The 22,905-nt window shown below is 70.5% G+C and carries 21 protein-coding genes and 1 tRNA gene; 11 read left to right on the top strand and 11 right to left on the bottom strand.

The features are described from left to right. Nucleotides 1-46 precede the first annotated feature (46 nt). From ACZ4RZ_RS23375 to ACZ4RZ_RS23350, 6 genes are all read left to right on the top strand, one after another. On the top strand, nucleotides 47-1,045 hold the full coding sequence (locus ACZ4RZ_RS23375; protein ID WP_467747402.1) for an ABC transporter ATP-binding protein: 999 nt from the start codon (nucleotides 47-49) through the stop codon (nucleotides 1,043-1,045). Further along, nucleotides 1,035-1,940, top strand: coding sequence for an ABC transporter permease subunit (locus tag ACZ4RZ_RS23370; protein ID WP_467747199.1), 906 nt, complete (start codon nucleotides 1,035-1,037; stop codon nucleotides 1,938-1,940). The genes ACZ4RZ_RS23375 and ACZ4RZ_RS23370 overlap by 11 nt, the downstream gene beginning before the upstream one ends. Continuing rightward, nucleotides 1,937-2,848, top strand: a complete 912-nt coding sequence (locus ACZ4RZ_RS23365) for an ABC transporter ATP-binding protein (protein WP_467747197.1) — start codon at nucleotides 1,937-1,939, stop codon at nucleotides 2,846-2,848. Before ACZ4RZ_RS23370 ends, ACZ4RZ_RS23365 begins: the two co-directional genes overlap by 4 nt. A gap of 10 nt (nucleotides 2,849-2,858) precedes the next feature. Next, the gene (locus ACZ4RZ_RS23360) at nucleotides 2,859-3,578 is read left to right on the top strand and encodes an ABC transporter permease (protein WP_467747195.1); all 720 of its coding nucleotides are present in this window, start codon (nucleotides 2,859-2,861) and stop codon (nucleotides 3,576-3,578) included. Nucleotides 3,579-3,704: 126 nt separating this feature from the next. Further along, the gene (locus ACZ4RZ_RS23355) at nucleotides 3,705-3,953 is read left to right on the top strand and encodes an SGM_3592 family protein (protein ID WP_467747194.1); all 249 of its coding nucleotides are present in this window, start codon (nucleotides 3,705-3,707) and stop codon (nucleotides 3,951-3,953) included. A 260-nt stretch (nucleotides 3,954-4,213) separates the two neighbouring features. Further along, nucleotides 4,214-4,317 (top strand) — tRNA-OTHER (locus ACZ4RZ_RS23350). Nucleotides 4,318-4,394: 77 nt separating this feature from the next. On the opposite strand, the gene ACZ4RZ_RS23345 is transcribed toward ACZ4RZ_RS23350, so the two are convergent. From ACZ4RZ_RS23345 to ACZ4RZ_RS23305, 9 genes are all read right to left on the bottom strand, one after another. Then, entirely contained in the window at nucleotides 4,395-5,228 is an 834-nt protein-coding gene (locus ACZ4RZ_RS23345; RefSeq protein ID WP_467747192.1) for an HAD family hydrolase, read from the bottom strand. After that, nucleotides 5,225-6,502 (bottom strand): serine--tRNA ligase, encoded by a 1,278-nt coding sequence (gene serS, locus ACZ4RZ_RS23340; protein WP_467747190.1) that lies wholly within the window; start codon nucleotides 6,500-6,502, stop codon nucleotides 5,225-5,227. Before serS ends, ACZ4RZ_RS23345 begins: the two co-directional genes overlap by 4 nt. Nucleotides 6,503-7,242: 740 nt before the next feature. Further along, a complete protein-coding gene (gene pheA, locus ACZ4RZ_RS23335) occupies nucleotides 7,243-8,175 on the bottom strand; it encodes a prephenate dehydratase (protein WP_467747189.1) in 933 nt (310 codons plus the stop codon). Nucleotides 8,176-8,354: 179 nt separating this feature from the next. Continuing rightward, nucleotides 8,355-9,794, bottom strand: a complete 1,440-nt coding sequence (gene efeB / locus ACZ4RZ_RS23330) for an iron uptake transporter deferrochelatase/peroxidase subunit (RefSeq protein WP_467747187.1) — start codon at nucleotides 9,792-9,794, stop codon at nucleotides 8,355-8,357. A gap of 8 nt (nucleotides 9,795-9,802) precedes the next feature. Continuing rightward, nucleotides 9,803-11,785 carry a copper resistance CopC/CopD family protein gene (locus ACZ4RZ_RS23325; RefSeq protein WP_467747186.1) on the bottom strand — a complete coding sequence of 661 codons (1,983 nt, stop codon included), beginning with the start codon at nucleotides 11,783-11,785 and terminating at the stop codon, nucleotides 9,803-9,805. Nucleotides 11,786-11,798: 13 nt separating this feature from the next. Then, a complete protein-coding gene (locus tag ACZ4RZ_RS23320; protein ID WP_467747184.1) occupies nucleotides 11,799-12,278 on the bottom strand; it encodes a copper chaperone PCu(A)C in 480 nt (159 codons plus the stop codon). Continuing rightward, nucleotides 12,275-12,928, bottom strand: coding sequence for an SCO family protein (locus tag ACZ4RZ_RS23315; RefSeq protein WP_467747182.1), 654 nt, complete (start codon nucleotides 12,926-12,928; stop codon nucleotides 12,275-12,277). Before ACZ4RZ_RS23315 ends, ACZ4RZ_RS23320 begins: the two co-directional genes overlap by 4 nt. 130 nt (nucleotides 12,929-13,058) lie before the next feature. After that, nucleotides 13,059-13,799, bottom strand: coding sequence for a YcnI family copper-binding membrane protein (locus ACZ4RZ_RS23310; RefSeq protein ID WP_467747181.1), 741 nt, complete (start codon nucleotides 13,797-13,799; stop codon nucleotides 13,059-13,061). Between the two features lie 169 nt (nucleotides 13,800-13,968). Then, nucleotides 13,969-14,817 (bottom strand): hypothetical protein, encoded by an 849-nt coding sequence (locus tag ACZ4RZ_RS23305; protein WP_467747179.1) that lies wholly within the window; start codon nucleotides 14,815-14,817, stop codon nucleotides 13,969-13,971. 224 nt (nucleotides 14,818-15,041) lie between these two features. Between ACZ4RZ_RS23305 and ACZ4RZ_RS23300 the strand changes: the two genes are divergently transcribed. The 5 genes from ACZ4RZ_RS23300 to ACZ4RZ_RS23280 all read left to right on the top strand — a co-directional run bounded on the left by ACZ4RZ_RS23300 (nucleotide 15,042) and on the right by ACZ4RZ_RS23280 (nucleotide 19,861). Beyond that, on the top strand, nucleotides 15,042-15,497 hold the full coding sequence (locus ACZ4RZ_RS23300) for an ATP-binding protein (protein WP_467747178.1): 456 nt from the start codon (nucleotides 15,042-15,044) through the stop codon (nucleotides 15,495-15,497). Between the two features lie 124 nt (nucleotides 15,498-15,621). Next, nucleotides 15,622-17,325, top strand: coding sequence for an MFS transporter (locus tag ACZ4RZ_RS23295; RefSeq protein WP_467747176.1), 1,704 nt, complete (start codon nucleotides 15,622-15,624; stop codon nucleotides 17,323-17,325). Between the two features lie 19 nt (nucleotides 17,326-17,344). Beyond that, a complete protein-coding gene (locus ACZ4RZ_RS23290; RefSeq protein ID WP_467747174.1) occupies nucleotides 17,345-17,953 on the top strand; it encodes an acyl-CoA-like ligand-binding transcription factor in 609 nt (202 codons plus the stop codon). Nucleotides 17,954-18,061: 108 nt separating this feature from the next. Beyond that, on the top strand, nucleotides 18,062-19,012 hold the full coding sequence (locus tag ACZ4RZ_RS23285) for an intradiol ring-cleavage dioxygenase (protein ID WP_467747172.1): 951 nt from the start codon (nucleotides 18,062-18,064) through the stop codon (nucleotides 19,010-19,012). Between the two features lie 9 nt (nucleotides 19,013-19,021). Continuing rightward, complete coding sequence (locus ACZ4RZ_RS23280; RefSeq protein WP_467747170.1) at nucleotides 19,022-19,861, top strand: triphosphoribosyl-dephospho-CoA synthase; 840 nt, start codon at nucleotides 19,022-19,024, stop codon at nucleotides 19,859-19,861. 144 nt (nucleotides 19,862-20,005) lie between these two features. Here the strand turns inward: ACZ4RZ_RS23280 and ACZ4RZ_RS23275 are convergent, their stop codons facing one another. Continuing rightward, nucleotides 20,006-21,355 carry an MFS transporter gene (locus ACZ4RZ_RS23275; RefSeq protein WP_467747168.1) on the bottom strand — a complete coding sequence of 450 codons (1,350 nt, stop codon included), beginning with the start codon at nucleotides 21,353-21,355 and terminating at the stop codon, nucleotides 20,006-20,008. Between the two features lie 108 nt (nucleotides 21,356-21,463). After that, entirely contained in the window at nucleotides 21,464-22,837 is a 1,374-nt protein-coding gene (pdxR, locus tag ACZ4RZ_RS23270) for a MocR-like pyridoxine biosynthesis transcription factor PdxR (RefSeq protein ID WP_467747166.1), read from the bottom strand. Nucleotides 22,838-22,905: the final 68 nt, after the last annotated feature.

Here is a 22,905-nt window from a genome sequence, read left to right as displayed (position 1 = left end):
GGCTGACGACCGCTGTGGCGTGCGCCACTACCTTCGAAGCGTGACTGTGATCGCGACCGAAAGCCTGAGCAAGCGGTTCCCCAGGGTGACCGCTCTTGACCGGCTCTCCGTGGACGTCGGGCCTGGTGTGACCGGACTCGTCGGAGCCAACGGAGCCGGCAAGTCCACACTGATCAAGATCCTGCTGGGTCTCTCCCCCGCCACCGAGGGCCGCGCACAAGTGCTCGGCCTCGACGTCGCCACCGAGGGCGGCGCCATCCGCGAGCGCGTCGGGTACATGCCGGAGCACGACTGCCTGCCGCCCGACGTCTCGGCCACCGAGTTCGTCGTCCACATGGCGCGCATGTCCGGACTCCCGCCGGCCGCGGCCCGCGAGCGCACCGCCGACACGCTGCGCCATGTCGGCCTGTACGAGGAGCGCTACCGCCCCATCGGCGGCTACTCGACGGGCATGAAGCAACGCGTGAAGCTCGCGCAGGCCCTGGTCCACGACCCCCAGCTGGTCTTCCTGGACGAGCCGACCAACGGCCTCGACCCGGTCGGCCGCGACGAGATGCTCGGCCTGATCCGCCGCATCCACACCGATTTCGGCATCTCGGTCCTGGTCACCTCGCACCTCCTGGGCGAACTGGAGCGCACCTGCGACCACGTCGTCGTCATCGACGGCGGCAAGCTGCTGCGCTCCAGCTCCACCACGGACTTCACCCAGACCACGACGACCCTCGCCATCGAGGTCACCGACACCGACGAGCACCCGGACGGCACCGGCGCGCTGCGCGACGTGCTCCACGCGCGCGGGATCGAGACCCACGACGGCAGCGGCCTGCCCGGCGCCGGACACATCCTGCTGCTCACCGCCGAGGGCGAGGAGACGTACGACCTCGTCCGCGACGTGGTCGCCGACCTCGGCCTCGGTCTGGTCCGGATGGAACAGCGCAGGCACCACATCGCGGAGGTCTTCAAGGACAGCGACGAACAGCGGGCGCGAGACGAACAGATGACGGGCGACGACCAGCGGAAGGAGGCGGTCGGTCATGGCGGTTGAGCACTCCCTCACCCAGCCCGGTGAGCAGACCCGCATCCACAACATCGGCTACCGCAACTACGACGGCGCGCGTCTGGGCCGCGCCTACGCCCGCCGCTCGCTGTACTCGCAGTCCCTGCGCGGCGCCTACGGACTCGGCCGCTCGGTCAAGTCCAAGGTGCTGCCGATGCTGCTCTTCGTAGTGATGTGCGTCCCCGCGCTGATCATGGTGGCCGTCGCGGTCGCCACCAAGGCGAAGGACCTGCCCGTCGACTACACGCGCTACGCGATCATCATGCAGGCCGTCATCGGCCTGTACGTCGCCTCCCAGGGACCGCAGTCCGTCTCGCGCGACCTGCGCTTCAAGACCGTCCCGCTGTACTTCTCGCGCCCCATCGAGACCGTCGACTACGTACGCGCCAAGTACGCGGCGCTGGCCTCGGCGCTGTTCATCCTCACGGCCGCGCCGCTGATCGTGCTCTACGTAGGGGCGCTGCTGGCCAAGCTCGACTTCGCCGACCAGACGAAGGGATTGGGACAGGGGCTGGTCTCCGTGGCGCTGCTGTCGCTCCTCTTCGCGGGCATCGGCCTGGTCATCTCGGCGGTCACGCCGCGCCGCGGCTTCGGCATCGCGGCCGTCATCGCCGCCCTGACCATCTCCTACGGGGCGGTCTCCACCGTCCAGGCCATCGCCTTCGAGCAGTCCAGCACGGGAGCCGTCCCGTGGCTCGGCCTCTTCTCGCCGATCACGCTCATCGACGGAGTGCAGACGGCCTTCCTCGGCGCCACCTCCGCCTTCCCCGGAGGGGAAGGCCCCTCGTCCGGGCAGGGTGTCGTCTACCTCATCGTCGTCCTGGGTCTCATCGCGGGCTGCTACGGCCTGCTGATGCGCCGCTACCGAAAGGTCGGGCTGTGACCACGCTCAACATCGACCACGTCTCGCGCTGGTTCGGCAACGTGGTGGCGGTCAACGACATCACGATGACGATCGGCCCCGGAGTCACCGGCCTGCTGGGCCCGAACGGCGCCGGAAAGTCCACCCTGATCAACATGATGGGCGGCTTCCTCGCTCCCTCCACGGGCACCGTCACCCTCGACGGCCAGCAGGTCTGGCGCAACGAACAGATCTACCGGCACATCGGCATCGTCCCCGAGCGGGAAGCGATGTACGACTTCCTCACGGGCCGCGAATTCGTCGTGGCCAACGCGGAGTTGCACGGCCTCGGCAAGAAGGCGGCCCAGAAGGCGCTCGCCACGGTCGAGATGGAGTACGCGCAGGACCGCAAGATCTCGACGTACTCCAAGGGCATGCGGCAGCGCGTGAAGATGGCGTCCGCGCTCGTCCACGACCCCTCGCTGCTGCTGCTCGACGAGCCCTTCAACGGCATGGACCCACGCCAGCGCATGCAGCTCATGGATCTGCTGCGGCGGATGGGCGACGAGGGCCGCACGGTGCTGTTCTCGTCCCACATCCTCGAAGAGGTCGAGCAACTCGCCGCGCACATCGAGGTGATCGTCGCCGGACGGCACGCGGCGAGCGGCGACTTCCGGCGCATCCGCCGCCTGATGACCGACCGCCCGCACCGCTACCTCGTCCGCTCCAGCGACGACCGGGCGCTGGCCGCCGCGCTGATCGCCGACCCGTCGACGTCCGGCATCGAAGTGGACCTGGCGGAAGGCGCGTTGCGCATCCAGGCGGTCGACTTCGGCCGCTTCACCGCCCTGCTGCCGCGCGTCGCGCGCGAGCACGGCATCCGGCTGCTCACGGTCTCGCCGTCCGACGAGTCCCTCGAGTCCGTCTTCTCGTATCTCGTCGCGGCGTAGGAGGCCCAAGATGTACGACCCCACAGTCGCCCGGCTCACCTATCGGGGCCTGCTCGGCCGCCGCCGGGCCCTCATCCTCGGCGCCCTGCCCGTCCTGCTCATCGTCATCTCCGCGGCCGTACGCGGCTTCTCGGGGGCCGACGACCAGGTGGCCTCGGACGTGCTCGGCGGGTTCGCGCTCGCCACGATGGTCCCGATCATCGGCGTCATCGCCGGCACGGGCGCGATCGGGCCCGAGATCGACGACGGCTCGGTGGTGTATCTGCTGGCCAAGCCCCTGAAGCGGCCCACGATCATCTTCACCAAGCTGATCGTCGCGGTCGCCGTCACCATGGCGTTCTCGGCGGTGCCGACGTTCATCGCGGGCATGATCCTGAACGGCAACGGGCAGCAGATCGCCGTCGCCTACACCGTGGCCGCGCTGGTCGCCTCGATCGCCTACGCCGCGCTGTTCCTGCTCCTGGGGACCGTGACCCGGCACGCCGTGGTCTTCGGGCTCGTCTACGCCCTGGTCTGGGAGGCCCTCTTCGGGTCCCTGGTGTCCGGCGCGCGCACTCTCAGCGTCCAGCAGTGGGCGCTCGCCGTGGGCCACAAGGTCACCGGCGGCGACCTCGTCACCTCGGACGTGGGCCTGCCCACCGCGACGGTGCTGCTGGCCGCGGTGACCGTGCTCGCCACCTGGTACGCCGGGCAGCGGCTGCGATCGCTGACGCTGGCGGGCGAGGAGTGAGCGGGGGCTCCACGCGCGCGTGCCGGTGGTCGCCACGCGCGCGTGGAGCCCCTTTTTCTTGACAGCGGCTTCACGTGTGTCGGGGCACACTGGGCAAACGGGGACGCACGGCCAGGAGGAACGGGGATGGCATCAGAGGAACCACGAGGTGACGGTCGCGAGCAGTCCGGGGACGTCGGGGACGCCTGGGACGACCTCGTACTGGACGAGAACTTCATACGCTCCGCGGAGACGACCGAGCCGTCCGCACGTGCGCGTATGCTCGCCGCCCGCTGGCGCGAGGGTGGACCCGATCCGCAGCCCTGGCGGTCGGACGAGCCGCCCGCGGGGTGGTTCTTCAGCAAGGGGCGTCGGCGCAGGTGGCGCCGCCGGTGAACTCCTGCGGGGGCGGCTTTTAATCAGTGGCGCCCAAGTCGGCGTACGGGCACAGTAGTTCTGTCCACGCCGCCGCATCGAGCCGGCGCCACATTCTGGGAGAGGAGCGCGACGATGCCCATCAGTAGCAGTCCGTCGAGCTCCCGACAGGGCAGCCCGCAGCGGGTTCCGGAGTAGTTACCCCTCCGTCGAACCCGCCCGCACGGGGGGCTGCCCGGGGCGGCCGCTTCGAGCGCGCATCTCGCGCGGGCCGCCCACCCGGAGGATTGGCCGAGAGGTAAGGCACCGGCTTGCGCTGTGTTCGATCAAAAGCAAGTCGAGGTCGGGGGTCAACCCCGCGCGCGTTCGATCCGCGCATCCTCCTCAAGACACGTACGACCGAGTTGCCGGACCTCAGGTACGACGGAGTTGCCGCACCCAGCAGGCCGGTAGCTCAGGCGCCTAACCCAGCAACCGCTCCAGCACCACAGCGATCCCGTCCTCCTCGTTGGAAGACGTCACCTCGTCAGCGATCGCCTTGAGGTCGTCGTGGGCGTTGGCCATCGCCACCCCGCGCGCGGCCCACGCGAACATCGGGATGTCGTTCGGCATGTCGCCGAAGGCGATCGTGTCCGCGGCCTTCACGCCCAGGCGGCGGGCGGCGAGGGACAACCCCGTCGCCTTGGTGAGGCCCAGGGGGAGGAGTTCCACTATGTCCGCACCCGCCATCGTGACGCCGACGAGGCCGCCCGCGACGCGCGTGGCCGCCTCGGCGAGTTCGTCGGCGGAGAGCGTCGGGTGCTGGACGTACAGCTTGTTCAGAGGAGCCGACCAGAGGTCCGCCGCGTCCCTGATCGGTACGACCGGGAGCGGGCCGTCCATCATTCGGTAGCCGGGGCTGACCAGCACCTCGCCGTCGAGCCCGGCGCGGCTCGCGGCGAGCAGCAGCGGGCCGACCTCCGCCTCGATCTTGGCGAGCGCCAGACCGGCCAGCTGCCGGTCGAGCGTCACCGCGGTGAGCAGCCGGTGCTCCCCCGCGTCGTACACCTGCGCGCCCTGACCGCACACCGCGAGGCCCTCATAGCCGAGGTCGTCGAGGATGTGCCGGGTCCAGGGCACCGCGCGCCCCGTCACGACGATGTGTGCCGCGCCCGCCGCAGTGACTGCGGCGAGCGCCTCGCGCGTACGCTCCGAGACGGTCTCGTCGGAGCACAGCAGCGTTCCGTCGAGATCGGTCGCGACGAGCTTGTAGGGGAACGAGGCGGTTGCCCCGGCCGACCCGGTGGAGCCGGTCACTTGGAGATCGGCTCCAGGACCTCACGACCGCCCAGATACGGACGCAGCACTTCGGGCACCCGCACGGAGCCGTCGGCCAGCTGGTGGTTCTCCAGGATCGCCACGATCGTGCGCGGTACGGCGCACAGCGTGCCGTTCAGCGTCGCGAGCGGCTGGACCTTCTTGCCGTCGCGCATGCGCACGGACAGGCGGCGGGCCTGGAAACTGTCGCAGTTCGAGGCTGAGGTCAGCTCGCGGTACTTGCCCTGGGTCGGGATCCACGCCTCGCAGTCGAACTTGCGGGTCGCGGAGGCGCCGAGGTCGCCGGAGGCCACGTCGATGACCTGGAAGGGCAGCTCGAGGCCGGTCAGCCACTGCTTCTCCCACTCCAGGAGCCGCTTGTGCTCGTTCTCCGCGTCCTCGGGAGTGACGTACGAGAACATCTCGACCTTGTCGAACTGGTGCACGCGGAAGATGCCGCGGGTGTCCTTGCCGTACGTGCCGGCCTCGCGGCGGAAGCACGGGGAGAAGCCCGCGTAGCGCAGCGGCAGTTGCTCGGCGTCGAGGATCTCGTCCATGTGGTACGCCGCGAGGGGGACCTCGGAGGTGCCGACCAGGTAGTAGTCGTCCTTCTCCAGGTGGTACACGTTCTCCGCGGCCTGGCCGAGGAAGCCGGTGCCCTCCATGGCGCGCGGGCGGACCAGCGCCGGGGTCAGCATCGGGATGAAGCCGGCCTCGGTGGCCTGCGCGATCGCTGCGTTGACGAGGGCGAGCTCCAGGAGCGCGCCGACCCCCGTCAGGTAGTAGAAGCGTGAGCCGGACACCTTGGCGCCGCGCTCGACGTCGATGGCGCCGAGCGCCTCGCCGAGCTCCAGGTGGTCCTTGGGCTCGAAGCCCTCGGCGCCGAAGTCGCGGATCGTGCCGTGCGTCTCCAGGACGACGAAGTCCTCTTCGCCGCCGACCGGGACGTCGGGGTGCACGAGGTTGCCGAGCTGGAGGAGGAGCCGCTTGGTCTCCTCGTCCGCCTCGTGCTGCTCGGCGTCGGCCGCTTTGACGTCGGCGGCCAGCTGGCCCGCCTTCTTCAGCAGCTCGGCCTTCTCGTCACCCGAGGCCTTGGGGATCAGCTTGCCGAGCGCCTTCTGCTCGGAACGCAGCTCGTCGAAGCGGACGCCGGACGACCTGCGCCGCTCGTCGGCGGAGAGGAGGGAGTCGACAAGGGCGACGTCCTCTCCACGGGCGCGCTGGGAGGCGCGAACACGGTCGGGGTCCTCACGGAGCAGGCGAAGGTCAATCACCCCTCAAGGCTACCGGTGCGCGGTTCCGGCCAACGACTCGATATTCCGGTCCATCGCTTCTGTCACGTTATGAGTGAAATGCCGGACTGAATCCCTTGATCACCAATGGGGTCTCGATGGACGACCGAGAGGCGTCAATAAAAAGGGCGCTACTCCCTGAAACGGGGCAGAGGGGAGTCTACCGGTTGACTGGACTTCCTTGTGGAGAGGCGGACTTGGAGACGGGTTGTCCACAGGGATCCATGCCCCAGAAAAGTTATCCACAGGCTGTGCGGAAGATCTGTGGACTGCGGAAGTGATCGTTCCGAAAGCCGCATGCGGGGCGAAGAATTCCCGGTTCAAACCATCCCTACACCCACGTTCGAGTGGAAATGCTTCGCTCCAAAGGATTGATCAAGGGAAAAGGGTGGACGAGGGGTGACGTGCGGAGCTGTGGACGAAGTTGGGGCCTGTAGGCCGATTTGTCGACGATGTAGTGCTTCATTGTCGACTTGTCCCCAGGTCGAGAAGCGCGCCTGTGGATAACGCCTGTGGATGACGAAAATCAGCAGGTAGGACTGGTGGAAATCGGCCGCGTCAGTGACGTGAGACCTGCTGAGAACCGGCCGTGCCGCTCGGACAGGCCGTCCTGCTCAGAGTCCACCGAGTCATTCAGGCGAGCCACCTGCTCAGCGCCGACTGAGCCACTCGGGCAAGTCGCCTGCTCAGCGCCGACTGAGCCACTCGGGCAAGCCGTCCGCTCAGAACCGACCGTCCTGGCAGCGCGCCAGCCAGTCCGACGCGGCCGAGAACTCGCTGTCCGAGGTGCCGGCCCGGGGCGCGCGTACGTCCTTGGGGTCGACCTCCGCGCGGGGGTACGAGCCGAGGAAGCGCACCTGCGGGCAGACCCGCTTGAGCCCCATGAGCGCCTCGCCCACGCGACGGTCCGAGATGTGGCCCTCGGCGTCAATGGCGAAGCAGTAGTTGCCGATGCCCTCGCCGGTCGGCCGGGACTGCAGCAGCATCAGGTTGACGCCGCGCACCGCGAACTCCTGGAGCAGCTCCAGCAGGGCACCCGGGTGGTCGTCGCGCTGCCAGATGACCACGGACGTCTTGTCCGCGCCGGTCGGCGCCGCCGGCCGGGCCGGCCGGCCCACCAGTACGAAGCGCGTCTGCGCGTTCTCCGCGTCGTGGATGCCTGTCTCCAGCGGCTGCAGACCGTACTTGGCCGCCGCGAACTCGCCCGCGAAGGCGGCGTCGTACCGGCCCTCCTGCACCAGCCGTGCGCCGTCCGCGTTCGAGGCGGCGGACTCCCAGAGCGCGTCCGGCAGATTGTTCCTCAGCCAGTTGCGCACCTGTGGCTGTGCGGCGGGGTGCGCGGTCACCGTCTTGATCTCGGACAGCTTTGTGCCGGGCCTGACCAGCAGCGCGAAGGTGATCGACAGCAGCACCTCGCGGTAGATCATCAGCGGCGCGCCCGCGACCAGTTCGTCGAGGGTCGTGGTGATGCCGCCCTCCACCGAGTTCTCGATCGGTACGAACGCGGCCTCCGCCTCGCCGTTGCGGACGGCGTCCAGCGCTGCGGGGACCGACACCATCGGGACGAGCTCCCGGGTCGCGGCCTCCGGAAGCGTGCGCAGGGCGACTTCGGTGAAGGTGCCTTCGGGACCGAGATACGCATAGCTGGCTGGCATGACCTCACCCTAATGGGCCTTCCGCAACGCGGCGCACGCCTGTGGAAACCGCGGTCCCGAATGGTGACCCTCGCCCGACCGGCAACCGCGGTTCCTAATGGTGACCCTCGCTCGACCGGCAACCGCTGCATCGCAGGGTGCCCCCTGAGCGACCGGTAACCCCGGCCCCGCGGGTGACCTCAGCCCTCCAGCAGCCGCTGCCCCACGTACTCTCCCTCCGCCACCCCGCCCGGCACCGCGAACAGCCCGCTCGACTCGTGGCGGATGAACGAGGACAGCGCGTCGCCCCGGTCGAGCTTGCGCTGGACGGTGACGAAGCCGCGCAACGGATCGGCCTGCCAGCAGATGAAGAGCAGGCCCGCGTCGGGCACCCCGTCGGTGTCGATGCCGTCGTGGAAGGAGAACGGGCGGCGCAGCATCGCGGCGCCGCCGTTCTGGTCGGGCCGGGTGATCCGGGCGTGCGCGTTGATGGGGACGACCAGGTTGCCGTCGGCGTCGGTCTTGTCCAGGTTCATCGCGGTCGTCTCGGTGCCGCCGGACAGCGGTGCCCCGGTGGACTTCTTCCGCCCGATGACGTCCTCCTGGGCCTTGACCGAGAGCTTCTCCCAGTCGTCGAGGAGCATGCGGACGCGGCGTACGACGGCGTACGAGCCGTTCGCCATCCACGCCGGGTCGGCCGAACCCGAGGCGGGCACGAAGATCCGCTTGTCGAAGTCGGAGTCGGTCGGCTTCGGATTGCGGGTGCCGTCGATCTGGCCCATCAGGTTGCGGGCCGTCATCGGTTGCGCCGTGGCGCCGGGCGAGCGGTTGAAGCCGTTCATCTGCCAGCGCACGCGGGCCGCGCTGCCCGCGTCCTTCTGGATCGCACGCAGGGCGTGGAAGGCGACCAGGGCGTCGTTGGCGCCGATCTGCACCCACAGGTCGCCATTGCTGCGTGCCTTGTCGAGGTGGTCGGAGGAGAAGTCGGGCAGCGGGTCCAGGGCGACCGGGCGCTGCTTCTCCAGACCCGTACGCGCGAAGAAGCTGTGCCCGAAGCCGAAGGTGAGCGTCAGGGACGACGGGCCGGCGTCGCGGGCGACGTCCGTGTCGTCGTGCGCGGCCGCCTCGCCCGCCATCAGCCGCTGGGCCGTCGCCGACCAGCGGCGCAGCAGCGCGGCGGCCTCCTTGCGGCCCGCGCCTGCCGCCAGGTCGAAGGCGACGAGGTGTCCGCGGGCCTGGAGAGCGGTGGTGATGCCGGGCTGATGTTTCCCGTGAAACGTCACCGCGTCCGCGCCGAGCGAGGTCAGCGGTGTGGCCTTCTCGGCGGAGGGCGCCGCCGCGTATCCCGCGGCACCTCCGGCCGCGCCGAGGGCGAGACCGGTGGCCCCCGCGGTGCCGAGCAGTCGGCGACGCGAAAAGACGCCCTTAGGGGAGGAGCCCTGGGAAACGTCGTCCCTGGGGGAGGTGGTTTCCGAAACGGCCTCCCTGGGAGAGGTCACCTTGCGAGAGGTCTCCCGAGAGGAGTCCTTCCGAGAGGACGTCTCCGAAGAGGGGGTCTCCCGGGACGACGCCTTCGGAGAAGACGTCCTCGGAGAAGACGCTTCCGAAGAGGACGCCTCCGGAGTGGAGTGGTCAGCCATCGTGAGGTTCAGCCGATCTGCGCGTTCTTGTTCACGGTCGTCTGGTCGATGTCGGAGGTGCGCACGGTCACCGCGATCTTCCAGTCGCCCGCCATGGGGATCTGCACCCCGCTCGCCGACCAGTGTCCGGTGGCGATGCGGTCGGGGGTGACGGGCAGCGGGCCGATCTCCTTCGCGGCCAGCGTGAAGGCGACCTTCACCTCGGGGACGTCGAAGGCCTTGCCGTTCGGCCGCTCCACGAAGACGTGCATCTCGTTGCCGCCGACGCGGGCCGGGTCGAGGGTGAGCTCCACGGTGCCCTTGCCGTCCTCGCCGCCCGTGTCGAACGGCATCTTCAGGGACAGCGGTCCGGACCGCTGGGAGGCGGCCGCGGTGGCCTGCTGGGCGGACTCCTCCGTACGCCCCGGCTCGGTGGTCGTCAGCGCGGTCGTGACCGCCAGCAGGACGATGGCAACGCCCGCCTCGGCGAGCACCGAGCGGCGCAGCCCCGCGCGGTGCGGGTCGGCGTCGCGGATGCGCTTCTCGCGGGTGGTGGCCACGGCGGCCTGCTGCCGGGCGAGCTGGGCGGCGCGCCGGGAGTCCGGGGGAACGGTCGTCCGTGCCTTCTCGCGCCGCGCGACCACGGCCGCCGCCACGGACTCCGGAGCGGCGACCTCCGACAACTGCGCGGTCCAGCGGCGCGAGATCGACGCGATGCCGACCAGGACCGCCACCAGGCAGATCTTGACGAGCAGCAGCTGCCCGTACGTCGTGTCGGTGAACGCCGACCAGGAGCCGAGCTGGCGCCAGGACTGGTAGATCCCGGTCGCGACCAGCGCGAGGACGCTGCCGAAGGCCAGGCGCGAGAACCGGCGTACGGCCGCCGCGTCGATCTGCGCTTCGACCGGCGCCCGGAACAGGGCCGTCAGCAGCGCCGAAAGACCGCCCAGCCAGGTCGCGACGGCCAGCAGATGCAGGATGTCGACGGGCATCGCGATGCCCGGCTGAAGGCCCGTCGAGGCGTGCTCGGCCATCGCCCAGGTCGCGGCAAGGCCCGCCGCGACGACGGCACCGCCGATCGCGAGCCCGAACGTGAGGTCTTTCTTCTCGGCGGCGGCGGCCTCGGCGGCGTCCTCGTCGGATTCGTGGGACCCGTCGGAACGGTCGGACCCATCGGACCCGTCGGACGTATAGGCCTCGTCCCGCTTCACATACGCCCCGAAGAGCACCGCGATGAACAGCGCCGCCGCGGCGAGCAGCAGCAGCCTCGACACCAGAGCCGCGCCCGACTTGGTCTGCAGCACCTGCCCGAGCAGCGTCAGGTCGAAGATGTCGCCGACCTTGCCTGAACCGACGTAAGAACCGCGCAGGAGCAGCAGCGCGAGCGTGGCGCCGGTCAGCCCGAGCCACCCGGTGACCACGAGCCGCTGCACCGGCCGCACCCCGGCGCCGCGCTGCCAGCAGGCCAGCACGAAGGCCGCGCCGCCGACGAGGAGGATGAATCCCGCGTACGAGACATAGCGGGCGGTCCCGTAGAGCACGCCGACGACTCCGCCGCCCACGGCCTGGTCGGACAGCGCGACGGAGGTCTGCGAGGGCGCGCCGATGGAGAAGGTGAAGGCGCCCGAGACGGGGTGGCTGTCCGCCGACACCACCTGGTAGGTGACGGTGAACGTGCCGTCGGGCAGCCCCGAGTGCAGCTTCACGCCGTACGTGGTGCCGCTCAGGTTGGTCGCCCCGCCGGTGTCGACCCGCTTGCCCTTGGGGTCGAGCACGCGGAGCGAGCCGTCGTTCATCGCGACCTTCTCGGAGAAGGTGAGCGAGATCTGGGTGGGCGCCTTGTCGACCACCGACCCCTGCTTCGGGTCGCTGCCGGTCAGCGCGGCGTGCGCGGAGGCGGGCGCCGCGCCGGCCAGGAGCGCGCCGGTGACGGCGAGGAACAGCAGCAAGAGGGTCCGGAAGTTCCTGAGGCCCGGGAAGTTCCGGGAGCGGGAGGCGATGGTCTGCGTCAAGGTGATCCCTCCCTCAGTGCCCGGTCTTCGGGGTGTACGTCGCGGACTTCACCGGCATGGAGATCTTCACCGTGCCGGACTTGGCGAAGTGCAGCTCCACGGACACCTTCTCGCCCTGCTTCGGCTTGTGGGTGAGCTTTTCGAACATGAGATGGTTGCCGCCGCTCGCGAAGTCGAGCCTGCCGTCCGCGGGTATCGCGAAGGACTTCTCCTCCTCCATCGCGCCGCCCATGGTGGAGTGCAGCGTGACGTCGTCCGAGAGGTCGCTGGTGACCGAGGTCAGGGTGTCGGCGCCACCGGAGTTGGTGACGGTGAAGAAGCCGGCCGCCATGGAGTCCATGCTCGGGGCGGGCATGTAGGCGCCGGCGACCTTCAGTTCGGGCTTGGCCGAGGAGTCCTTGTCGCCCGCGCCACAGCCCGCCAGCGTCACCGCCGCGGCTATGACCACCGCGCATCCGGCGAGAGACCGCGAGGGACGGCCGGGACGCCTCACGGGTTCTCTCCCTTGATGATCTTGGGGAGGTCCTTGGTGTAGTCGTCGACGGTGGCGTCCTCGCCGTACAGCAGATAGCCCCCGTCGGTTTTCGGCGAGAACGCGATGACCTGGGTGCCGTGCACGGAGACGAGCTTGCCGTTCTTGTCCTTCGACGTCGGCTCGATCGAGATGCCCAGGGTGCGGGCACCGGCCTGGATCGTGGCGAAGTCCCCGGTCAGGCCGACGAAGTCGGAGTCGATGCCCTTGAGCCACTTGCCGAGCGCGGAGGGCGTGTCACGGCCCGGGTCGGTGGTGACGAACACGACGCGGAGCTTGTCCTGCTGGGCCTTGGGCAGCTGCTTCTTGGCCACGGCGAGGTTGTTCATCGTCAGCGGGCAGACGTCGGGGCAGTGGGTGTAGCCGAAGTAGATCAACGTCGGACGGCCCTTGGTCTGCGCGCGCAGGTCGTACTTCTTGCCGCTCGTGTCGGTGAGCACGAGGTCGGGCTTCTCGAACGGCTTGTCGAGGATCGTCGCGGCCTTGCCCGAGTCGGCCTCGGCGGACACGTCGGCGATCGGCTTGTTGCTGTCGTCGCCGCTGCCGCAGGCGGAGAGGGTCAGAGCGGCCGCGGCGAACAGGGCGGCCGCGGCATACGTCTTCTTGCGCATAGAAAAATGTCCCAGATGTGAGAACTCCGGTGCGCACCGGGGTCGTACGACGTCCGAACGGCGAGGTCGTAAGGCCCTCGTCGCGGAGATGTCGTACGACGTCCCGGTGCGCGCCGAAAGCGGTAGGGCCTCAGGCGTTGGTACGCCGGCGGCCGGCCAAGACGCCGAACGCCACGCCCGCCACGCCGACGACGATGCCCACGACGCCGAGCACGCGCGCGGTGGTGTCACTGCTGTCGGAGGAGGACGCGGCCTCGGTGGTGTCCTTGGCGGCCGCCTTGGAGTCGTCGGCGGTGTCCTCGGCGGTCGACGAGCCGTGGGAGTGGCCGCCCTCGGAGGCGTCGGACAGCGTCAGTACCGGAGCCGGGTTCTCGGGCTCCTCGGCGCCCTCCTTCTGCGGCTCGATCCAGCGCACGACCTCCTTGTTGGAGTACGTCTGGATCGCCTTGAAGACGAGTTCGTCCGCGTCCTCGGGCAGCGCGCCGACGGAGAGCGGGAACTTCTGGAAGTAGCCGGGCTCGATGCCCTTGCCGTCGGCGGTCCAGGTGACCTTGGTGACGGCCTCGGAGATCTTCTCGCCGTGCATCTCCAGCGGCTTGTCCAGCTTGGACTTGGTGACCTTGACGGTCCAGCCGTTGATCGGCTGCGGCATCACCGAGGCCAGCGGGTGGTCGGTCGGGAAGTTCACCTCGAGCTTGGTGGTCGAGGCGTTGTCGCGCTCGTTCGGGACCTTGAAGTCGATGACCGCGTAGTCGCCCTTGGCGGCCGTGCCCTCCGGCTGCACGGAGACGTGCGCGAAGGCGGGGGCGGACAGGACGAGGACGGCCGAGGCGGCGACGGCACCGGCGGCGGCGATACGAGAAGCCTTCATGGCAGGGAACACTCCACTTTGAGCGATGAGTCCGGTCAGAAAGAGGGGTGCGCGTGCGGAACGGTGCCTCTGGGGCGTACGAGAACGTCTCCTTGAGCGGGGCACCGAAAAAGGCAGGCACGCGCGCGTGCCGCACGACGGCAGCCCCTCGGTGGAGTGGCGCGTCGTGTCAGGCGGCGAGGACGAGTGCGGTGGAGGAGGGCGGCCCACGCCGGATGACGGTGTGCTGAAGCGCGGTGGTGCGCGGCTTCGGGGGCGCGAGGAGCGTCGTGCGCGGGGTGCGTGCCACGTCGGGCGCACCCGGAAGTCCCGTGCGCAGGGCGCGTACGAGAGCGAACGCGGCGCGCAAGGACCGTACGAGCGCCCCTTCCGCAACCCCGTGCGCGGACAGTCGCATGAGACCCAGCAGTGCCATGTCCCCGCGGCGCAGCACCCAGCCGGCGGCGACGGCCGCGACGACGTGTGCGAGCAGCATCGGCAGGGAGGGCAGCACCGACATGGAGGTGCCCGCGGTGGCCGACATGGCGTCCGCGGGATGGTGCATGGACTGCGTCATGGCCGTGTCGATCCGCGCGTCGGCGAGGATCTTCTGGGCCTGCACGGGGCTGATCGCCGCCGCGGTCGTGCCGCACACCAGGCGTGCGGCCCGCTCGACGAGCGATGCGTCGGACATCGGCATGCCCGAAGCCATGGACCCCATGGACGACGTACCGGCGTGCCGGCCGAGTCCGAAGAGCGTGTGCAGCACGGTCTGTCCGACCGCGAGGAGCGCCACGATGCCCGGCAGCGCACGCTCACGCCCCGCGAGCGCGGCGGCGACGGCGAAGACCGCGAGGAATCCGGCGCCCAGCGTCCACAGCGGAACCGTGGCACAGGAGGCGAGCCCATGACCGGCCGCGGCCAGCACGACGCAGACCGCGGCGAACACCGCGGCCCGCAGAATCCGGAGATCGCATCCGGGGCGCACCGTCCGGAGGCCGTGTCCGGAGCGCGCCGCGCGCTGGTGGGGGGCAGTCATGGCGGGCTCATCATCCCACTCGCCATGCCCGCTCCTTACGGCAGGTCCGCAAGGTGACGTTCGACCCACAAGATCACTATCTGGGGCAAGCCGAACGCACATACACCGATCTCTGTCGCGCGCGCATCCGCCGTATGGGCGGTATCACGTCAAGTGGGCGATTGCACACGGGTGCTTGCGGCAATACGTAACGGTATGTCGAGCCGCGGCCGGGAGGCTGGAGCATGAGCATCTGGTGGTCACTCCATTTGCGGCGCGAGGCTGCGAGCGTTCCGCTCGCCAGACGCCTGCTGCTCGGCACGATGGAGAGCGCGGGCGTCGACCCGGACGTCTCCTACGACCTCTCCGTGGCCCTCAGCGAGGCCTGCGCGAACGCCGTCGAGCACGGCGGGGACGCGGCGCACGGCGCCTCGTCCGAGGCCTACCGGGTGACCGCCTACCTCGACGGCGAGAAGTGCCGCATCGAAGTCGTCGATTCCGGCCCCGGTTTCCCGTCCGGCCGTGCCCGCACCCCCCTGCGTCCGGCGCGCGGCGATGCCGAGCACGGGCGCGGACTGTGTCTGATCCAGGAGCTCGCCGACCATGTCCACATTGGCAACGAGCCGGGGCGGGGCGGTGCGGTGGTCAGCTTCGACAAGATCCTCAAGTGGAGGAAGGACCCTTCTTTGCTGACGGCCTAGGGCTCTGAGCAGCGGTGGAACCCCCACTGGCGCCGCTGCCCAATATGGAAGCCAACCTTATATTGGTAGTGGACTCTCATTTGGCAGTAGCCTCTCATCAGGTTGCTTCCTCTTGGAGGTCCGCATGTCCTTTCCCGAACTGCCTGCCCTGCCTTCGCTCGCTCCCGCGTCGCGCCGCCGTTGGCCGGCCCTGGCCGCCCTCACGCTGAGCGTGCTGATCGTCGGGCTCGACGGCACGATCATCAATGTCGCCCTGCCGACCCTCGCCGGTGATCTGCGTGCCGACAGCGCGCAGTTGCAGTGGATCGGCGGCGGCTATCTGCTGGCCCTGTCCGTGGCGATGCTTCCCGTCGGGCTGCTCGGCGACCGGTTCGGCCACAAACGACTGCTGCTCTCCGGAACAGCGCTGTTCGGACTCGCTTCGCTGGGCGGCGCGTTCGCCGGATCGACCGGGACGGTCATCGCGGCCCGGGCGGTCCTCGGCCTCGGCGCCGCCACGATCATGCCGATGTCGATGGCGATCCTGCCGCGCGTCTTCGCCAACGAGGAGCTGCCGAAGGCCATCGCCGTCTGGACCGCCGCCACCGCCCTGGGCATGCCGGTCGGCCCGCTCGTCGGCGGCTGGCTGCTCGACCACTTCTGGTGGGGTTCGGTCTTCCTCTTCAACGTGCCGGTCACGGTCCTCGCCCTGGCCGCCGGTCTGTGGCTGCTGCCGAGCGACAACAAGCGCGCGGCCGACAACAAGCGCGCGGCGGCCGACAACAAGCGCGCGGCGGCCGACAACGAGTACGCGGACGCCGACGAGGAGTACGCGGCGGTCACCAAGGAACGCGCCAACCGCCGGGTCGTGCCCGCCGACAGGGAGCGCGCCGCCGGACCGTTCGACGCCCTCGGCACCGTACTGAGCGCCCTCGGCATCACCGCACTCGTCTACGGAACGATCCTGATCCCGCGCGACGGCTGGACCGACCCGGCCGTCCTCGCCACCCTCGTCGCCGCGGCCGCCCTGCTCGCCGGGTTCGTGGTGCGCGAGCGGCGCCACCCGCACCCGCTCGTCGACCTGAGGCTGTTCACCGACCGCCGCTTCCTGTGGGGCACGTTGATCGCGGTCTTCGTCAACTTCGCCGTGATGGGCATCCTGTTCGTCGTCCCGCAGTACCTGCAGGCCGTGCTCGGCCACGACTCCTTCGGCACCGGCATCCGCGTACTTCCCCTGATCGGCGGGTTGATGGCCGCCGCCACGGCGAGTGAGGCGCTCGTGCCCCGGCTCGGCGCCCGCACCGTCGTCCCGCTCGGCATGGCCGTCCTCGCGGGCGGCGTCTTCCTCGGGGCGACCACGGACCTTTCCAGCGGTTACGGCTTCACCGCCCTCTGGCTCTCTCTCACGGGACTGGGCTTCGGCCTCGCAGTCGTGCCCGCCACCAGCCTGGTGATGGGCTCGCTGCCGCACGGCAGCACCGGGCAGGGGACCAGCCTTCTGGAGACCGTCCAGCAGCTCGGCGGCGTCCTCGGCGTGGCCGGCCTCGGCAGCCTGCTCGGCTACGGCTACCTGGCCCGGCTCACCACCGACGGCCTCCCGGCACCCGCGGCCGACGCGGCCCGCGACTCGGTGTCCGGCGCGGATGAAGTCGCCCGGCAACTGCACGACACAGGTCTCGCGGTCAGCGCCCACGAGGCCTTCGTACATGGCATGAACCTGGTCCTGACGGCCTGCGGGATCATCTCCCTGCTGGCCGCCGTACTCGCCGCGATCTATCTGCCGAGCCGGTCGACGGCGTCCCGGAAGGTGGCCGAGGCCGCGCCCGAGCACGCAGAATCGATGGCATGACGAAGCAGGAGAGCATGGCATGACGACGCAGGAGACCTCGGCCGCGCCCCTCGGTCTGCGGGAGCGCAAGAAGCAGAAGACCCGCGACCGCGTCCGGCGCGAGGCGTACCGCCTGTTCGCCGAACACGGGTACGAGGCGACCACGGTCGACCAGATCGCGGAGGCGGCCGAGATCTCCCCGAGCACGTTCTTCCGGTACTTCCCCACCAAGGAGGACGTGGTCATCCAGGACGAGTACGACCCCGCGCTCGCCGAGGCACTGCGCGCCCGCCCGGCCGACGAACCGATCGTCGACGCGATCCTGCAGGCCCTGAGGGGCCCCCTGGGGCGGATGCTGGACCAGGACCGCGAGGAACTGCTGCTGCGCACCCGGATCACCTTCACGGACCCCGCGATCCGGGCCCGCTCGGTCGGTGAACAGGAGCGCAGCGAGCAGGAGATCGCCGCGATCATCGCGGAGCGCAGCGGCCGGAACGCCTCGGACCTCGACGTGAAGTGCGCGGCCGCGGCGATCATCGCCGTCTTCACGACCCTCGTACGGCACTGGGTCGAGGGCGGCGGCACGGAGGACCTCGCGGAGCTGTACGAACGTCATCTGCCGCTGCTGTCGAACGGCTTGGAGTTCTAGAACAGACCCTCGAGCGCTCTCCCGCCTACTTCAGCTTTCTCAGAGTCCATAGGTCAATCACAGGGCACCCCCATCTCTTTGAGGGCTGACGTTCCTAATTTTCCCGGCATGACGGGAAGCCACAAAGACAAGTCGATCACCCGGCGCCGCGCCATCGCGGTGACCGGAGGCACGGTCGCCGCCGGAGGGCTCGCGGTCGCCGGATACCAGGCGGCGTTCGCCGACGAGACGACCACGACCGACGCGGAGGCCACCGCCTCGGCGAGCTCGGGCAGCGGCACCTGTGTGCTGATGTCCAGCGTCACCGAGGGGCCGTACTACCTGGACGGCGCCCTGGTGCGGAAGGACATCACCGAGGGCAAGAGCGGCGTTCCACTGACGCTGCGCATCACCGTTCAGGACACCACCGACTCCTGCGACCCGGTCCCCGGCGCCGCCGTGGAGATCTGGCACTGCGACGCCTGGGGCTACTACTCCGGCTACACCACCGCCAACCCCGGCGGCTCCGCGCCCGCCGAGAGCGAGGACGGTTCCACCGCCAACGACCAGACCTACCTGCGCGGTTACCAGATCGCCAACGCCAACGGGGTCGTCAAGTTCGAGACGATCTTCCCCGGCTGGTACACCCCGCGCACCTGCCACATCCACGTCAAGGTGCACACCGGCGGCGAGAAGGAGGACGGCACCTACGAGGGCGGCAAGGTCAACTACACCGGCCAGCTCTTCTTCGACGACGACATCGCCGAGGAGGTCTTCGCGCTGGAGCCCTACTCCCAGCACACCGGCAGCTACACCAGGCTCGCCGACGACATGGTGTACGACGACGGTGGCGCCGCCAGCGGTCTGCTCGCGCTCAAGGCGGTGCACAAGAAGGACCCGTCCAAGGGCTACAAGGGGTTCATCACCCTCGGCATCGACCCGGACGCGGAGAACACCGGCGCGGGCAGCGGCGGTGGCGGCACGCCGCCGAGCGGCGCTCCGAGCGGCGCCTCGACCGGTACGCCGCCGAGCGACGCCCCGAGCGACACTGCCTCCCCGTCCGCCTCGGCGTCCTCGTAAGGTACGCCGATGAGCAGCCGCGAGGACGAGACGCTGGCGCAGGCCGCCGTGGCCGCGCTGACGTGGCAGCTGGAGCTGGCCCCCAAGCCCGGACTGCCCGACCCGCGCGATCTCGGCGCCCGGACCACCCGCCAGGACCACTGCTCCCTGCGCTGGTCGGCCAAGGTGCTGGCGCCCGGCCTCGCGGCCATGGCGGCCGCCGCCCGCCGCACCGGTCACCCCACGCCCGAACTCCGTGCCGAGCTGGGTGCGATCGGCCGGTCCACCGAGCACTCGGTGGCCCTGGCGGGCGGCGGCCACCGCGGCGCGCTGTGGGCCCTCGGGCTCCTGGTCGCGGGCGCGGCCCTGAACCCCCGTGCCAGGGGGAACGATGTCGCCGCGGCCGCCAAGCGGATCGCGGCGCACGCCGACCGGCGGGCGCCGCGGCGGCCCTCCCGGGGGTCGTCCGTGTCGGCGAAGTACGGTGCCGCGGGCGCGCGCGGGGAAGCGCGAGCGGGATTCCCCCACGTGCGGCGGGCGTTGGACGCGCTCAGCGCGGCCCGCACGGCCGGTGCGCCCGAACCGTACGCGCGGCTCGACGCCCTTCTCACCGTCATGTCCACCCTCCAGGACACGGAGTTGCTGTACACCGCCGGGCCCCTTGGGCTCCGCCATGTCCAGGCGGGTGCCCGTGGGGTGCTGGAAGCGGGCGGGACCTTCTCGGAGGCGGGTCGCGAAGCGCTGTCCGCCTTTGACGACGACCTCCACGCGCGCGCGTGGAGCCCGCGCGGGAGCGGGGCGCTTCTTGCCGGGGCGCTGTTCGTGGACTCGTTGCCGGTGGTGGTCAACTCTTCGGTGCGGGCTGCCTGAGAGGGGAGCCCGGCGCCTGTGCTGAGCTCGGGGTGGTGCGCTTGCCGGCGCTGACAGTGTGCCGCTGCGCCCACCCGTGCCGCCCCAGCGGCACGATTGCCCGCAGCTGGGACGACGGGTGGGCTGCCGTCTCTTGCCGCACGATTACCTGGCAGATGGAGCGGGTGGGTTGCCGCCCCTGGCGGCACGCATGCCCGCGGCTGGGACGACGGGTTGGGCTGCCGTGCCAACGGCACTATTTCCCCCCGCTATGTACGACCGTTCGCCGACGCGCTTCGTGGCAGCCCACCTCGTCGCCGGGCCCATCCCATACGAAGCCCCCACCATCAAGCCTCCCAGCAGCAGCCACCCCGGAGTCCCCCAGCTCACCAGCAGGGTCGTCAGGACGAGTGGGCCCATGGTGCGGGCCACGGTGACGCCGGTGCCGAAGAAGCCCTGGTATTCGCCCATGCGGTCGGACGGGGCGAGGTCGAAGGCCAGTTGCCAGGAGCCCGCGGACTGCTGCATCTCGGCGACGACTTGGAGGACCGCGCCCGCCACGAGGATCCCGGCGGCGACGAGCGGGGAGGCGCCGGACGACAGGGCGAAGACCGCGCAGGACGCCAGCATGACGCGCCCGGATCGGCGTATCGCGCGCGTGGCGGTCGCGAGGCCCGTGACACCGCGGGCCATCCGTACCTGGAAGGCCATCACCGCACCCGTGTTGAGCACGAACAGCGCGGAGACCAGCCAGGCGGGGGCCTCGGTGCGCTCGGTGATCCAGAGCGGGATGCCGAGGCTCAGCAGCGGCATCCGCAGCAGCAGAACGGTGTTGAGGAACGTGACCAGCACGTACGGGCGGTCGCGCAGGACGCCGAGTCCTTGCCCCCGGTGGACGGCCACGGGTACGACGGCCGGCACCGACGGCAGCCGCAACAGCAGCGTCGCGCACAGCAGGAAGCTCACCGCGTCCAGCGCGAACACCCCGAGATACGCGGCCCGCGTCCCGGCGTGCAGCGCGAGCCCGCCGAGGCCCGCGCCCACCGCCAGACCGGCGTTGAGCGTCGACTGGAGATGGGCGAGCAGCCCGGTCCGCTCCCCGGCCGGCACCAGCCCCGCGAGCAGTGCCTGCCGGGCCGCCGCGAGTCCCGACTGAGCGGACGCGTACGCGCACGCCGCGAGGACGAAGGGGACGAAGCCACGGACGATCAGGAAGGACGCCACCGCTGCCGCGGTGGCCAGCGCCAGCAGCACGGCCGTGCCACGCGGCCCGTGCCGGTCGGCGAGCCGGCCCAGCGGCACCCCCACCAGCGAGCCGACCGCCCACGCGACGGTCAGCCCGAGCCCCACGCGCGCGGGGGCGAGCCCCACGACATGCGTGAAGTACAGAGCGGACGTCACGTAATAGGCGCCGTCCCCTACCGAGTTGCCCAGCTGAGCGAGGGCGAGGACGCGCTGCGGGCCGGCGGGCGGAACAAGGCGGCGCGACGTGGGAAGTGCTGCCGGATTCGTCATGTCTCCGACGCTACGAGCCGGGTGGATCGCTCAACAGGCCCATTCCTCACGTCTTTTCATGGCCCAATTCATGGTCGTCCCATGACATCCGTCAGCTCCGGCCCGGGCTCACACCCCGTCCAGCACCCGCCCCAACACCTCCAACGCCTCGGGATACAGCCGCTCCCGAGGCGTCCCGTACCCCACGACCAGTCCCTGCGACCGCCCCTCACCGGGCGCGTGCCAGTGGTCCCCGAGATGCCCGACCGCGAGCCCCTCCTCCTCCGCCCGCGCCAGTACCTCCGCCTCGTCCGCCACCTCCACCAACGCGTGCAGCCCGGCGGCGATCCCCCGTATGCTCCTGCGTGCCCCCAGCCGACCCAGGAGCTGGTCCCGGCGCCGCCGGTACCGCAGCCGGCACGCGCGCACATGGCGGTCGTACGCGTGGCTGCCGATCATCTCGGCGAGCGCCAACTGGCCGATGGACTCGGTGTGATGGTCGCTGTGCAGTTTGATGTCGGCGACCGCGTCGACCAGGTGCGGCGGCAGCACCATCCAGCCGAGGCGCAGCGCAGGCCCGAGCGTCTTGGAGGCCGTGCCCAGGTACGCGACATGGCCCGGCGCCATGCCCTGGAGGGCGCCGACCGGCTGCCGGTCGTAGCGGAACTCCCCGTCGTAGTCGTCCTCGACGATCAGCCCGGCACGCGCGCGTGCCCAGTCGGTGAGTGCCCGCCGCCGCTCGGGGTGCAGGGTCACACCGGTCGGGTACTGGTGTGCCGGCGTGACGACGACCGCGTCCGCGTGAACGGCACCCAACTCGCCCGCACAGGCGCCGCGTTCGTCGACCGGCAGCGGCACCACGGCTCCGCCGCTCTTGCGCACCACATCCCGGTGGAACGGCAGCCCCGGGTCCTCCATGGCGACCGTCCCGCCGTCCAGCACCCGCGTGAGGAGCGCGAGCCCCTGTACGTACCCCGAGGTGATGACGATCCGCTCGGGCGGCGCGATCACCCCCCGTGCCCGCCCCAGGTAGCCCGACAGGGCAGTCCGCAGCTCGATCCGGCCGCGCGGATCCCCGTAGTCGTACGCCAGGGAGGGTGCCGTCGCGATCGCGCGGCGCAGGGACCGCAGCCAGGCCGCCGCCGGGAACGTACCGACGTCCGGGCTGCCGGGGCGCAGATCGAAACGCGGTGCACGCGTGCGTGCCCGCCCGCCCGGCGCCTCCAAAGAAGTGGCCGGCAACCGGGCGACCTCGGTGCCCGAACCCTGCCGCGCCGTCAAATACCCCTCGGCGATCAGCTGGTCGTACGCCCCCTTCGCCGTCCCGCGCGAGACGCCCAGCTCGGCCGCGAGCCGCCGGGTCGCGGGCAGTCGGGTGCCCGGAGCGAGCCGTCCGTCCCGCACGGCGTCCCGCAGGGCGCGCTCGAGCCCGGCCCTGCGCCCCGCCGCGGCCTCCGGTTCCAGATGCAGGTCCACGCCGACGCCGGACCAGAAGTCGTCCACGAAAAGCCGCCCCCCTAGGCACACCAAAAACCCGGGGGCCACCGGAAACCCCCTGGACACACCAATGG

Source organism: Streptomyces sp. NPDC027189 (assembly GCF_055566975.1).
Note: the sequence above shows the minus strand (reverse complement) of the source record. Positions and strands in the feature narration are given on the sequence as shown.

Excerpts from the sequence above, each read along its gene's own strand:
- ACZ4RZ_RS23370 (WP_467747199.1), top strand. The coding sequence starts at position 1,035 with ATGGCGGTTGAGCACTCCCTCACCCAGCCCGGTGAGCAGACCCGCATC.
- ACZ4RZ_RS23280 (WP_467747170.1), top strand. The coding sequence starts at position 19,022 with ATGAGCAGCCGCGAGGACGAGACGCTGGCGCAGGCCGCCGTGGCCGCG.
- ACZ4RZ_RS23305 (WP_467747179.1), bottom strand. The coding sequence starts at position 14,817 with ATGACTGCCCCCCACCAGCGCGCGGCGCGCTCCGGACACGGCCTCCGG.
- ACZ4RZ_RS23355 (WP_467747194.1), top strand. The coding sequence starts at position 3,705 with ATGGCATCAGAGGAACCACGAGGTGACGGTCGCGAGCAGTCCGGGGAC.
- ACZ4RZ_RS23290 (WP_467747174.1), top strand. The coding sequence starts at position 17,345 with ATGACGACGCAGGAGACCTCGGCCGCGCCCCTCGGTCTGCGGGAGCGC.
- ACZ4RZ_RS23285 (WP_467747172.1), top strand. The coding sequence starts at position 18,062 with ATGACGGGAAGCCACAAAGACAAGTCGATCACCCGGCGCCGCGCCATC.
- pheA (WP_467747189.1), bottom strand. The coding sequence starts at position 8,175 with ATGCCAGCCAGCTATGCGTATCTCGGTCCCGAAGGCACCTTCACCGAA.
- ACZ4RZ_RS23300 (WP_467747178.1), top strand. The coding sequence starts at position 15,042 with ATGAGCATCTGGTGGTCACTCCATTTGCGGCGCGAGGCTGCGAGCGTT.
- ACZ4RZ_RS23360 (WP_467747195.1), top strand. The coding sequence starts at position 2,859 with ATGTACGACCCCACAGTCGCCCGGCTCACCTATCGGGGCCTGCTCGGC.
- ACZ4RZ_RS23310 (WP_467747181.1), bottom strand. The coding sequence starts at position 13,799 with ATGAAGGCTTCTCGTATCGCCGCCGCCGGTGCCGTCGCCGCCTCGGCC.
- ACZ4RZ_RS23275 (WP_467747168.1), bottom strand. The coding sequence starts at position 21,355 with ATGACGAATCCGGCAGCACTTCCCACGTCGCGCCGCCTTGTTCCGCCC.
- efeB (WP_467747187.1), bottom strand. The coding sequence starts at position 9,794 with ATGGCTGACCACTCCACTCCGGAGGCGTCCTCTTCGGAAGCGTCTTCT.
- ACZ4RZ_RS23295 (WP_467747176.1), top strand. The coding sequence starts at position 15,622 with ATGTCCTTTCCCGAACTGCCTGCCCTGCCTTCGCTCGCTCCCGCGTCG.
- ACZ4RZ_RS23315 (WP_467747182.1), bottom strand. The coding sequence starts at position 12,928 with ATGCGCAAGAAGACGTATGCCGCGGCCGCCCTGTTCGCCGCGGCCGCT.